The organism is Streptomyces yunnanensis, from assembly GCF_029011865.1.
GTDB lineage: Bacteria > Actinomycetota > Actinomycetes > Streptomycetales > Streptomycetaceae > Streptomyces > Streptomyces yunnanensis.
Map to the genome: position 1 here is coordinate 5,609,332 of NZ_CP095749.1, position 12,525 is coordinate 5,621,856.

11 protein-coding genes, 1 tRNA gene and 1 pseudogene are annotated in these 12,525 nt (G+C 70.0%); 10 read left to right on the forward strand and 3 right to left on the reverse strand.

From position 1 onward, the window contains the following. Positions 1–26: 26 nt before the first annotated feature. Entirely contained in the window at positions 27–647 is a 621-nt protein-coding gene (locus MOV08_RS24545; protein WP_275308836.1) for a 5-formyltetrahydrofolate cyclo-ligase, read from the reverse strand. An 80-nt stretch (positions 648–727) separates the two neighbouring features. Between MOV08_RS24545 and galU the strand changes: the two genes are divergently transcribed. The 7 genes from galU (at position 728) to MOV08_RS24580 (ending at position 6,023) form a co-directional block, all read left to right on the forward strand. Continuing rightward, a complete protein-coding gene (gene galU, locus MOV08_RS24550; RefSeq protein ID WP_275308837.1) occupies positions 728–1,630 on the forward strand; it encodes a UTP--glucose-1-phosphate uridylyltransferase GalU in 903 nt (300 codons plus the stop codon). A gap of 4 nt (positions 1,631–1,634) precedes the next feature. Continuing rightward, positions 1,635–2,957, forward strand: coding sequence for a molybdotransferase-like divisome protein Glp (glp, locus tag MOV08_RS24555; protein WP_275308838.1), 1,323 nt, complete (start codon positions 1,635–1,637; stop codon positions 2,955–2,957). Between the two features lie 103 nt (positions 2,958–3,060). Further along, positions 3,061–3,543 (forward strand): cyclic pyranopterin monophosphate synthase MoaC, encoded by a 483-nt coding sequence (gene moaC / locus MOV08_RS24560; protein ID WP_039635630.1) that lies wholly within the window; start codon positions 3,061–3,063, stop codon positions 3,541–3,543. After that, positions 3,540–4,040, forward strand: coding sequence for a MogA/MoaB family molybdenum cofactor biosynthesis protein (locus tag MOV08_RS24565; RefSeq protein WP_039635632.1), 501 nt, complete (start codon positions 3,540–3,542; stop codon positions 4,038–4,040). Before moaC ends, MOV08_RS24565 begins: the two co-directional genes overlap by 4 nt. A 14-nt stretch (positions 4,041–4,054) precedes the next feature. After that, positions 4,055–4,678, forward strand: coding sequence for a GNAT family N-acetyltransferase (locus MOV08_RS24570; RefSeq protein ID WP_039635634.1), 624 nt, complete (start codon positions 4,055–4,057; stop codon positions 4,676–4,678). Between the two features lie 152 nt (positions 4,679–4,830). Next, the gene (gene sepX, locus MOV08_RS24575; RefSeq protein ID WP_275308839.1) at positions 4,831–5,874 is read left to right on the forward strand and encodes a divisome protein SepX/GlpR; all 1,044 of its coding nucleotides are present in this window, start codon (positions 4,831–4,833) and stop codon (positions 5,872–5,874) included. Positions 5,875–5,950: 76 nt separating this feature from the next. Further along, a tRNA-Ala gene (locus tag MOV08_RS24580) sits at positions 5,951–6,023 on the forward strand. Between the two features lie 256 nt (positions 6,024–6,279). On the opposite strand, the gene MOV08_RS24585 is transcribed toward MOV08_RS24580, so the two are convergent. Both MOV08_RS24585 and MOV08_RS24590 read right to left on the reverse strand, forming a co-directional pair. After that, entirely contained in the window at positions 6,280–8,046 is a 1,767-nt protein-coding gene (locus MOV08_RS24585) for a hypothetical protein (RefSeq protein WP_275308840.1), read from the reverse strand. Next, the gene (locus MOV08_RS24590) at positions 8,043–8,954 is read right to left on the reverse strand and encodes a hypothetical protein (protein WP_275308841.1); all 912 of its coding nucleotides are present in this window, start codon (positions 8,952–8,954) and stop codon (positions 8,043–8,045) included. Before MOV08_RS24590 ends, MOV08_RS24585 begins: the two co-directional genes overlap by 4 nt. A gap of 228 nt (positions 8,955–9,182) precedes the next feature. On the opposite strand from MOV08_RS24590, the gene MOV08_RS24595 reads away from it, so the two are divergent. From MOV08_RS24595 to MOV08_RS24605, 3 genes and pseudogenes are all read left to right on the forward strand, one after another. Further along, the gene (locus tag MOV08_RS24595; protein WP_275311874.1) at positions 9,183–9,365 is read left to right on the forward strand and encodes a helix-turn-helix domain-containing protein; all 183 of its coding nucleotides are present in this window, start codon (positions 9,183–9,185) and stop codon (positions 9,363–9,365) included. Positions 9,366–10,688: 1,323 nt separating this feature from the next. After that, the gene (locus MOV08_RS24600; RefSeq protein WP_275308842.1) at positions 10,689–11,171 is read left to right on the forward strand and encodes a hypothetical protein; all 483 of its coding nucleotides are present in this window, start codon (positions 10,689–10,691) and stop codon (positions 11,169–11,171) included. Between the two features lie 323 nt (positions 11,172–11,494). Beyond that, a pseudogene (locus MOV08_RS24605) lies at positions 11,495–12,333 on the forward strand (IS5 family transposase). Positions 12,334–12,525: the final 192 nt, after the last annotated feature.

Below are 12,525 nucleotides of genomic sequence, written 5' to 3' on the forward strand. Positions count from 1 at the left end.
CCGCCGCCGCCCCGCGCGCCGAGCGGTCAGTGCCGGAAGCGGTGCACCCCCGACGGCGTCACCGCGGCGTGCACCCGGCGGTCGTGCGGCTCGGCCGGGACCGCGTCCACCACCTCGTCGTCGTAGACCAGCACCACCAGCGACGTCCGTCCCCCGGCCCGCTCCAGCCGGGCCAGCACCCGGTCGTACGAGCCGCCGCCGCGGCCCAGCCGCAGTCCCGTCCGGTCCACGGCCAGCCCCGGCAGCAGCACCACATCCGCCTGCGTGACGGCCTCCGGCGTCAGCCGCGGCCCGTCCGGCTCGTGCAGCCCCCAGCCCGCCGGGACCAGGTGCTCGGGCCCTTCGTATACCGCCCAGTCCAGGTCGTTGTCCGGCAGCAGCACCGGCAGCAGCACCCGCACCCCGGCCGCCCGCAGCTCGTCGATCAGCGCCCGGGTGTCCGGTTCGCCGCCGATCGACACATACGCGGCGACGGTCGGCGGGCTGTCCGCGGCGCCCTTCGCGGACACCGCCCGCAGCTCGTCCAGCTCCCGCACCCGAAGGGCCAGCGCGGCGCCCCGGGCCGCGACGACATCGGCCGGCAACGCCCTCCTCACCTCCAGGAGATCCCGCCGCAACCTGCGCTTTTCCTCGTGCTCAACGCTCATCGTGGGCCTCGCTCGGGCTCTCATGATCTCTTAACCGGACGCTCATCATCGGTCCGTCCGGTCCGGTTAGGGTGTCGCGCATGACCCCATCGCATGCACGGATCAGCAAGGCTGTCATCCCGGCAGCAGGGCTCGGCACCCGGTTCCTGCCGGCGACCAAGGCCACACCCAAGGAAATGCTGCCGGTCGTCGACAAGCCCGCCATCCAGTACGTGGTGGAGGAGGCAGCCGCGGCCGGACTCTCCGACGTCCTCATGGTGACCGGTCGGAACAAGCGTCCCCTGGAGGACCACTTCGACCGCAACTACGAGCTCGAAGAAGCCCTGAACCGCAAGGGCGACGGGTCCCGGCTCGCCAAGGTCCAGGAATCCAGCGATCTGGCCACCATCCACTACGTCCGCCAGGGCAACCCCAAGGGCCTGGGCCACGCCGTGCTGTGTGCCGCGCCGCACGTCGGCGACCAGCCGTTCGCGGTCCTGCTGGGCGACGACCTCATCGACCCCCGCGACCCCCTGCTGCGCCGGATGATAGAGGTCCGCGAGGAGTACGGCGGCTCGGTCATCGCCCTGATGGAGGTCGAGCCCGCCACCATCCACCTCTACGGCTGCGCGGCCGCCGCCCCCACCGGCGACGACGACGTGGTCACCGTCTCCGACCTGGTCGAGAAGCCCGAGCCGGCCGAGGCGCCCAGCAACCTCGCCATCATCGGCCGCTACATCCTCGACCCGGCCGTCTTCGAGGTGCTGCGCAAGACCGACCCCGGCCGCGGCGGCGAGATCCAGCTCACCGACGCCCTCCAGGTGCTGGCCGCCCACCCCGAGCTGGGCGGGCCGGTGCACGGCGTGGTCTTCAAGGGCCGCCGCTATGACACCGGCGACCGCGGAGACTATCTGCGTGCCATTGTCAGACTGGCATGCGAACGTGAGGACCTGGGGCCCGACTTCCGGGCCTGGCTGCGCAGTTACGTCACCGAGGAGATGTAGGACGTTGAACGGCTCCACCGACCGGACCTCCCACCCTGACCGCGTCTGGTCGGTGGCCGAACATCTCGACGACGTGCTGGCGAGGCTGTGCCCGCCGGCCCCGGTCACCCGGCAACTCCTCGACGCCCAGGGCTGCGTCCTCGCCGAGGACCTCACCGTCCCGTTGCCACTGCCGCCGTTCGACAACAGCTCCATGGACGGCTACGCGGTGCGCGCCGCCGACGTCGCGGCCGCCACCGAGGCGTCCCCGGCCACCCTCACCGTCATCGGCGACGTCGCCGCCGGCAGCGGTGAACTCCCCACCGTGGGGCCCGGCCAGGCCGCCCGCATCATGACCGGCGCCCCGGTGCCGCCCGGCGCCGACGCGGTGGTCCCCGTCGAGTGGACCGACGGCGGCACCGGCCAGGGCCCGGCCGCCACGATGCGCGCCCACAGCGCCGCCCCGCAGGACGCGGGCGGCGAGGTCCGGGTGCACCGCCCGGCCGCGGCCGGCGCCCACATCCGCCGGGCCGGTGGCGACGCGCAGGCCGGCGAGCCGGCCCTGTCCGCCGGCACCGTCCTCGGCCCCACCCAGCTCGGCCTGCTCGCCGCCCTCGGCCTGGACACCGTCACGGTCCACCGCCGCCCCCGGGTCGTGGTGCTCTCCACCGGCAGCGAACTGGTCCCGCCCGGCGAGCCGTTGGGCCCCGGCCAGATCCACGACTCCAACAGCTTCCAGCTCACCGCCGCCGCCCGTGAGGCCGGCGCCCTCGCCTACCGCGTCGGCGTCGTCGCCGACGACGCGAAGGCCCTGCGCGCGGCCCTGGAGGACCAGTACGCCCGCGCCGACGTCCTGGTCACCAGCGGCGGCGTCAGCGTCGGCGCGTACGACGTCGTCAAGGAGACCCTGGCCGACCTCTCCAGCGACGAGGGCCGGGTCGAGTTCCGCAAGCTCGCCATGCAGCCCGGCAAGCCCCAGGGCTTCGGCCTGATCGGCCCCGACCGCATCCCGCTGCTCGCCCTGCCCGGCAATCCGGTCAGCTCCTACGTCTCCTTCGAACTGTTCGTCCGCCCCGTCATCCGCACGCTGATGCGCCACCCCGAGGTGCACCGCCGCACCGCCCGCGCCCGCGTCACCGAGCCGCTCGGCTCCTCGCCCCGCGGCCGGCGGCAGTTCCTCCGCGGCTCCTACGACCCGGTGGCCGGCACGGTCACCCCCGTCGGCGGCAGCGGCTCCCACCTCATCAAGGCGATGGCGCACGCCGACGCCCTGATCGTCGTCCCCGAGGACGCCACCGAGGTCCCCGCGGACGCCACCGTGGAGGTCATCCCGCTCGGACACCACTGACGCCCACCGGGAGCACCGGTGGCGGGGACGGCCCGTAGCGGAGGCCCTCCGGGGCCGGGGGTACGGTGTCGTCCCACAGGCGGCAGTATGGAGCGGGAGAACGATGAGCAGCGGCCAGCAACACCTCACCCATCTCGACGCGGCCGGCGCGGCCCGCATGGTCGACGTCTCCGGCAAGGACGTCACCGCCCGGACCGCCCGCGCCCGCGGCCGTGTGCTGGTCGCACCGCGCGTCGTCGAGCTGCTGCGCGGTGAGGGAGTCCCCAAGGGCGACGCCCTTTCCACCGCCCGCATCGCCGGCATCATGGGCGCCAAGCGCACCCCCGAACTGATCCCGCTGTGCCACCCGCTCGCGGTCTCCGGCGTCACGGTCGACCTCGCCGTCACCGACGAGGCCGTCGAGATCACCGCCACCGTCAAGACCACCGACCGCACCGGCGTCGAGATGGAGGCCCTGACCGCCGTTTCGGTCGCCGCGCTCACCGTCGTCGACATGGTCAAGGCGGTCGACAAGGCCGCAGTGATCTCCGACGTCCGGGTCGAGGAGAAGACCGGCGGCAAGTCCGGCGACTGGAGCCGGTCGTGAGCCCCGCCCGCGCCCTGGTCGTCACGGCCTCCAACCGCGCCGCCGCCGGCGTCTACGAGGACAAGGGCGGCCCGCTGCTCGTCGAGGGCCTGACCGCCATGGGCTTCGCGGTCGACGGCCCGCGGGTGGTCCCCGACGGCGACCCGGTGGAGGCCGCCCTGCGCGACGCCGTCGCCGCCGGCTACGACGTGGTGCTGACCACCGGCGGCACCGGTATCTCGCCCACCGACCGCACCCCCGAGGCCACCCGCAGGGTCCTCGACCACGAGGTCCCCGGCATCCCCGAGGCGATCCGCGCCGCCGGCCGCGCCAAGGTCCCCACCGCCGCCCTCTCCCGCGGCCTGGCGGGCGTCGCCGGCCGCACCCTGATCGTCAACCTCCCCGGCTCGACCGGTGGGGTGCGCGACGGCCTGGCCGTCCTCGCCGACCTCCTCCCGCACGCCGTCGACCAGATCCGCGGCGGCGACCACCCCAGACCTTCCGGGAGCCCCAGCTGAACACGCCCTGGCCGGTGGTCCTGACGGACGGAGAGATCTCCCTCCGCCCCATAAGGCTGCGCGACCAACGCCCCTGGCGGGAGGTCAACCGCCGCAACCGCGACTGGCTGCGCCCCTGGGAGGCGACCGTCCCGCCGGCCCCGCCCGGTGCCCCGGTGCCGCACCGCCCCACCTTCCGGCAGATGGTGCGCCATCTGCGGGCCGAGGCGCACGCCGGCCGGATGCTGCCGTTCGTCGTCGAATACCGCGGCCGGCTCGTCGGCCAACTCACCGTCGCGGGCATCACCTGGGGCTCGATGTGCTCGGGCCATATCGGTTACTGGGTCGACCAGGAAGTCGCCGGCCGGGGGGTCATGCCGACCGCGGTGGCGCTCGCCGTCGACCACTGTTTCCGCACCGTCGGACTGCACCGCATCGAGGTCTGCATTCGGCCGGAAAACATCCCCAGCCGTCGCGTCGTGGAGAAACTCGGCTTCCGCGAGGAAGGCATCCGCCCCCGCTACCTCCACATCGACGGCGCCTGGCGCGACCACGCGGTTTTCGCGCTGACCGCGGAGGAAGTGCCGGAAGGGCTTCTCAGCCGCTGGCGGAGCCGGAGCCCCGGAGCGCCCGGCCGCTCCGACGCATCCCACAAATAAAAAGCCTGTTCGAATTGCAGCGCCGTCGTCCCCGCATTCGCCACAACTCCATCGCAACAATCACAAAAAAAGTTCGAGATATCAGCCAGATCGTGCGACACACCGGCCCAATTGGCGGATGGCCCCACGCAAACCCCTCTACCGTGTGAGTTGTGAGAAGCAGCGGCCTCATCTACGCAGTCATCGTCGGGGCCTGGGCCGCCTATTTGGTGCCGATGTGGCTCCGTAGGCAGGACGAGCTCAACGAGGCCCGTCCCACCGAGCGCTTCAGCACGGCCATCCGGCTCCTGTCCGGGCGTGCGGGCATGCAGCGCCGCTACGACAAGGAGCACGGGGCGCGCCCCGCCGACGATGCCGGCGACGAGCAGGAACCGGACGCCCTGGACGACCCGGCCGGCGACCGGTCCTTCGGCGACCCCGCACCGGCTCCGGCGCTCCCCGACGACACCCCCACCCGGGCCCACGGCGCCCCGCTGCGCCCCTCGCTCGCCGAGCGCACCAAGCGCGCCAAGGTCCTGGCCCGTCGCCGGCGCACCATCACCATCCTGTTCGTCGCCTTCACCGCCGGCGCCATCGCCGCGGCCGTGGGCGGCCTCCCCTTCTTCTGGGCCCCCGCCCTCCCCGCCGTGCTCCTGACCGCCTACATCGTCTATCTGCGCGCCCAGGAGCGCCGCCGCTTCACCTTCACCATGGACCAGCGCAAGGCGGAGGCGGCAGCGCGACGACTGCGGGAGGGCCGACCCCGCCCTCACCAGGCGGCCGACCAGCCGCCCGCCGCCGACTACCAGCCCGCCGCCCACGCTGACGCCGTAGAGGCCGCCCCCGAGCCGCCCCGCCCGCCGGCGCCCCCGCACACCGCCGGCGCCCGCGCCCTCGTCGAGGAGACCGACCACGCCGAGTGGGTCGACCAGCAGCGCGAGCGGGAGCGCCCTCGCCCGGCCACCGGCAGCTGGGAGCCCGTCCCGGTCCCGCTGCCCACCTACGTCACCGCCCCGGTCGCCCCGCGCGCCACCAGCCACGTCGACCTGGACGCCGACGACGCCTGGAGCTCCGCCCGCTCCAGCTCCGTCCCCGAGCGCCCGCAGCCCAGCCCCTCGCAGGACCGCCCCACCCACCCGGGCCGCCGCGCCCGCGGCCGGACGCCGCTCTTCGACCAGTACGAGGACGAGGACCGCCCGCGCGCGGCGAACGAGTGACGGACCTCCCACTGACCAGCACCGGAAGCGATTTCCGGGCACGGCGAACGGGATGCTAGAGTTTCACTCGTCGCAAGGGCCTGTGGCGCAGCTGGTAGCGCACCTCGTTCGCAACGAGGGGGTCAGGGGTTCGAGTCCCCTCAGGTCCACCGTGGGGCCGTTCGCGGGTTCGCCCCCGAACTGTTCACGAGATCCCGGTCAGACGGTCACCGTCTGACCGGGATCTCGGCGTTTGAGCCTCTAGTTGTGTGAAAGTCAGCCTGCCGGGCCGCTGGGGAGCGGGCCGGTCCGCGTTGGAACGGACCGGGGGTGGAGATGCGGACATGCCGCGGGGACCGCAGGCGTGGAGCCAGACTCCTGCGGTCTCGTGACGTGTCGATCTTCAATTACGGGATGTGGGCCCGCTCAAGGGCTGCGGCTTATCCCGACAGAACGGGAACTGGGCGTGGCTGTTTCGCCGGCCGTCGGATAGGGCGGAAGGACATCGCTCGCCTCGAGGTCGAGGCCCGTGACGGCACTCTTCTTGCTGGCGGCCAGGTACCGCTCAAGCTCCTTGATGTTGTGAATCATGACGGTGATGGCGGACAGGAGGGTCTGAGCCACACGGCCCCGAGGCTGACGCCTCTCACGTGCGTGCAAGGCGGAGTCGACGGACTTCAGGCGTCCGTTGCCGCCCTCGATGTGTGCACGCAACGTCTGGTAGGCCAGGGCCCAGGAAGGCGTCTGCCAGGGCAGCTCCTGCCGCATCCGGGGCATGACGTGTGCCTGCACCGTGACCGAGGACTGACGGCAGCACTTGGGGCGGTCGTCGGGGGGAAGCTCAGGGGGCTCAACGGTGGGCCGGGCGGCGGGGTGCGTGGCCCGCGCCCTGTGGGAGTCGAGGTCGATGACGACCGGCACGGGCCGCTTCTTCTTCGGTGTGCCGCGACCTTCACGTTCCTGTGCCCAGGGGCAGTTGAGCTTGGTGGCGGGGCAGGAGAACCGCTCGGTACCGCGGTCGTCGAGGGTGTCCTTGCGGGTGAGTGCGTACGACTCGATCTCCTGCAGCTGCTCGCGCAGTGGGATGCGCTCACGTTCGTTCTTGGCACTGCGGATCTGCTGGTAGAGGTCGAGCAGTCGGCGCGGGGTGAGGGGGCAGAACAGTCGGCCCACTTTCGCGATGGCGCCCTGGTGGTTGCGTTCTGCCTCGTCGGCGACCTGGGTCTTGGAGAAGTCGAGCACCGGCAGGAACCCGAGGGCGCGCATCGGCCTGTGGAAGTTCTCAGGCAGCAGCTTCGTGTACGCACGGTCGGCCGCCGTGAAGCCACGGAGTTCCGTGAGCTGGGCCAGGACGGCGCTGACGTAATGTGCGTGACGGCCCATGTCCTTCTCGGGCGTGTGCAGCACCATGCCGAGGATGAGCTGTGGGTAGCGGCCGGCCCGGTCCGGGTCGGCGTGGGCCGCGATGGCGAGGGTGGCGCTGTAGCCGAACTCCCGGTCCCCACCGCCCTTGTAATGCCAATTGGCGCTGACCTCCAGCGCGGAGCGCTTGCGGGTGTGGTGGCGGGCCCAGGTCGGCACGGCGGTGGTGTCGATCGCCGTATCGCCGCGCCAGTGGCGCATCAGGCCCTTGGCGAAGGCGGTACGGACCGGGGCGGTGACCAGCCGGTTGGCGAGCTCTTCCAGATGGCGAAGGGCCTGTTCTCCGCTCTTGCCGTTCCACTGCGCGGCGATCTTGCGGCCTGCGGCTCTGGGGAGCCGACTGCGGCGCTGATGTGGCGCCGCGTCAAGCAGCCTGTTCATGCGGGTCCAGGCGCGGTGGAAGCGGTTGTACAGTGCGTTGACCGCGTCTTGGTCCTCGATGTCGCAGGTGGGGATAGAGAGTTCGGCTTGCAGACGCTCGCTGGTGCCGAAGGTGATGATCTCGAAGGCGTCGTCGAGATTGCTGCTGGCCCGCTCGTAGTTGGCGCAGAGCAAGCCGAGGAGGACCAGGCGGATGGGGTAGCCGGGCGGGCCCGGCTGCTCGGCGAACTGCGCTTCGATCAGGTCCACGATGCCGCTTCGGTGGAGGATCCGGCGGAGCTTCAAGACCTTGCTGGCAGCCAGCTCGGACGGTTCGTATGAGTGCGGATACGGGCGCCGGGGGCGTCCGTTGCCGGGCTGGTAGCGAGGGTCGTCGGCAGGAGTCCTCATACGGAGCCCCGCAGCATGCGGGTGGTGGCTGCAGTGGTCAGCGGTGGGACCGACGCCCGGTAAGGGGCCAATGCCGCGGTCGACTTCATGCCGGCCGCCCTGGCGATCACATCCTCAGGGACGCGCTGTCGCAGCAGCTCCACGATCCAGGTACTGCGCAACCGTGCCAGTTTCAGGGCGGGCAGGCCAGAGGAGCCCATGAGGTTTCGCTTGACCCAGTTGGAGATGCCGTTCTTGGGGGCGGCGGTCTGGCGCTGGGGAAGGAACAGGAGACCGTCGCCGGCCGCGCGGGCCCGTGCGGCGAGGTCCTCCTCCCACATTGCCCGGCAGACGACCAGGCGGTCACTGCCCGGTGCCGCGACGACGACCGCCTCGGACGGCAGCACGGTGATATCGGTGCCGCGAGTGGCAAGCAACTCGCGCCGCGTGAGCCCACAGCCCGCCCCAAGCGCCAGCAGAGCCAGCGCACTACCTCCGATGGCGGACGTTGGGGGCAGGGCTCTGGCCCACATCAGGTAGCGGGCGAGTTCCGGCGGCGTGTAAGGGGTGGCGCGCTGGGATTTGGCGCTCATCCGGGGGGTGGGTTGCTGCCCGTACTCCAGCCACAGCAGTGCCTCGCGGATGCGCAGCAGGATGCTCCGGTACGTCTGGACCGAGTTGCCCTCCAAATTCGACAGAGCGAGCAGGAACCTGGTCATCGTCTCGGGCGCCAGCCAGGCCAGCGGGTCGCGGGCGATGCCGACGCGCTCGGCGTACACAGCCAGCCCGGAGAGCACAGGCATCAGCCTCTGCACCGGGTATGGGACGGAATCACAGGTTGCGGCGGCCACCATGCGGACGCCGTCGGAGACCAGAGGCCACTCCGCCGGCTCTTCCGACGGCCGGTAATCGAGGATCGCGCCGCTCATCTCCGTCTCCAAAGGGACACACCACGTGAAGTGGCTACACAAAGAGCCGCCTGTGTCGTGAGTGTGCACTTCGACCGTCAGGAGCGCATTCCGATGACCGGAGGAAGGGGGCGCAGTGTGCCACCGAGGGAGCTGGCCCGGGATCCGGAGAACTGGCCCGAGGCGGCTATCGCCGACTACCCCGAAGCCCGGGTGGTGCAAGCCATCGCATATGCCCTGACCAGGCATATGGCTCGGCAGGGGCTGGGGCTGCGGCGCGTTGCGTCCCTCACTGGCGTCAACCGCCAGGCGGTAGCCAACCTCCTCGCTGGCGGCAGCTGGCCGGACGTGGCCACGCTGAGCCGACTGGAGGACGGGCTCGGGGTTGGTCTCTACCCGGGGGGCAAAGGGCCCGGATCGGGGCATTGCTGAACCTCCGAATGCCCGCGCGGTATGCGCGGGCAGGACAAATTCGGCTCAGCACGCCCATGCGTAGCCCGGGCTGGACTACGCTCAGGTGGGCATGCCGAAGCCGTTACGTGGACTGACGTGTGCCGGTGCCGCCGGGACTGATCCCTCGGCGGCACCACCATTTCTCCTCGCGCGGCGCCGGCTGATCCTTCCGACGTCGAGCGGTATTCACCGCGCTCTGTTGCCCTGCGTTAGGCAGCTCCCCCAGGGCCGGCGAACTCCCCTGTGCTGAGCATCCGCAAATGGCCCGCCCTCGCAAGTTTGAGGCAGGCGCGGCGAATCACCTCCACTTGCGAGCGCGAGGGGTCTTGGCCCAGAGCAACCGTCACCTCGCGTGCGCGCAAGGGCCGGTCGGCACTCGCTATGAGCGTGACGATCTTCAGGTCCTCGGATGCCTTGAGCCCTCCTAGCGCCTTGTGTGGAGCAGTCTGCTGCGTCCCATTCGGATCCGAGGGCTTCTCGACCGACGGCCTGACCTGCTCGGTGCCAGGGGGTTCCTCTTCAGAGGATGTCTCATCGGCGGGAGGTGCAGGTAGGAGCTCTGTGAGCGTGCGCCGCGTGATGAAGAGTGCGGTGAGGCGCTCTTCCAAGGCTATGAGCCTCCCCTGAAGGGCAGTCAACTCTGCCCGTGCGGCATCTTCCTCGCTCTCTAGGCGCTGGATGACCGTGTCAGGTACCAATGAGGCTCCATCAACTGCTGAACTTCTAGGCAGGTTTGGTGGGCCTGGCGTCGGTGATCTCCTGGCCCGCGGTGCACGATGCGTGCTCACTGTAGAGGATCTCAAGGGGCGCTCGAAGTGAATCCTGGAGATCGTCATGAAAAAAATGGATGCCCCCAAGAGGCTTGGTGCCTCGATGCCCTTGGGGCTAGCTCTCCTTGGTATCGAAGACTGCGAGGCCGCTACCGCAGCGCCTTCAGCTGGTCAGGGGGTTGGCCTGACCAGGTGATATGTCGCCCTCGAACTGTCTGCTGAGGTTGACTCATGGCGTGGAATGGGCCTCCGGGGTTGTGTGTGGGGGTTTTCCGCGTGTAGCCCCCAGGTGCGAGGGAGGGGACGTCGCCTTCAGCTCTGCCCGGTCGCTGACGGATGGTTCGCGGTACGTGCGAGGGCTGTCGCTACTGTGCGCTTAGCCTGTCGAGAGCCGGGTGAGCTGCGCCGTACGCCTGCGGTCTTCCGGCGGATCCCTTACCGTGGTACCCGAACTCTGGCGGCGCTCGTGTCTGCTGGAGCTCACACTCACGGTTGAGAATCAGGGTGGGCGATGACGTCACTATTTGATCGGTTGGACAGGGAAGAGGCCATCATTCGCGGCGAGTTGGATACGCTGCGGGAAAAGGTCGCTGTTATCGAGGAACGCCTGATCCGACTGACGATCACCCGCGACACTCTACGGTCACTGTCAGCTGACGGCCCCCCGAAGCCGGAAGAGGATGCGGCAGATGACGCGTCCCCACATGACTCGGACAGGGGAGGGGACCAGCCCGCCGAGGCGGTCAACGTAGGCGAAGCGGTGGAGTCGCCGACGTCCGAGCCGCTCGCGCTGGAAGAGGCCCGGAAACGAGCGCTTGCGCTGCTGGCGTGTTCCGGGCGGCCTATGAAAGTCAGGGACATCACGTTGTCGATCGGTGAGGTCCACGCTCGGACAGAAACGACCCGCGCAAGGCTCAAGCGGCTGGCGGTGGAAGGACGGGTGACCGAGGGGCCGACAGGGTGGTTTTCCATTGTGCCTGCCGACGTCACCGCTGAGAGTGACTCCAGGGATTAGGCAAGAGGTGCTGCCTAGAGTCCGGACCACCTGGGACCTGTGTGGCACAAGGCAGGGCCCCGACCGTCGGGGTGCCGAAAGAGCAACTAGGTAGAACTGCGCCATAATGTCGCAGCGCGGGCTGAAGCGTACGACTCCAGTATCCGCTCGTGTGCGGGTGAGGGAACCATCTGTCGTGCAGATTCAGTCGAGGGCGATGGGCCCGTCGGGCAGCCAGCCGTCGAGGTGGCTGTCGACCAGGATGGTCGTGACCTCAAGCCGGTGAGGGTTCAGAAAAGCACTAACTGATCGTTTCAGAATGAGTTCCCTGTGGTGATTGGTAGTTGAGGGCGGCATCGGGCAGGGTCTGCAGGGAATTAGACGATCTCGTTCCTGACGGTCTGTGTGAGCGGACAGCCCCGCTGCTCCCGACCCGTCCGCCGCGGCGGTACCGCTTCCCCGGCAGGCTGCCGGCGGACGACCGCGTTGCCTTGGCCGGCATCGTCTACGTGCTGCGCAAGGGAGTGAGCTGGCGGGATGTCCCGGCCGAGCGGATCGGTTGCAGTGGGGGTGACCTGCTGGCGTCGACTGCGGGACTGGACCGAGGCCGGCGTATGGCCCCGCCTGCACGAGACGCTGCTCGTCGAACTGCGCAGGTCCGACCTGCTGGAGATGGACGACGCAGCAGTGGACGGCTCGCACGTCAGAGCCCTCAAAGGGGGGCTCACACCGGACCTTCGCCAGTCGACCGGAGTAGGCCGGGCAGCAAGCACCACCTGACCGTCGACCGGCACGGCACTCCGCTCGCGGTCGCACTGACTGGCGGCAACCGGCACGACGTCACCCAGTTGATGCCGCTGCTGGATGTCATCCCCACATACGGGGACTACGCGGCCGCCCACTGCACCGGCCCCGACGGCTGTTCGCCGACCGCGGCTACGACTTTGACAAGTACCGGCGTTTGATCCGCAAGCGCGGCATCACACCGAAGATCGCCCGCTGCGGCGCCCCGCACGGCTCCGGACTCGGCAAGACCCGCTGGGTGGTAGGGCGCACCTTCGCCTGGCTCCACCAGTTCACACGCCTTCGCATCCGCTACGAGATACGCGCCAAGCTCCACCAAGGACTCCTCGAACTCGCCTGCAGCATCATCTGCTTGAGACGACTACGCGCCGCATTCTGAAACGACCAGTAAGGGAAGTTCGTGGGACCCAGAAGGGGTAGCCACCAGAAAATCCGCTGTGCGAGGTAGGGCTGGTCCGTGCGATGAAGTAGTGCGTCTCGGCGCGTGCCGCATTGCTCTCAGGCATGGGAGCCCAGAGGTGTCCGGTGACGTCACCCCAGCGAACCGAACGCCCGCACATGAGCTGACCAG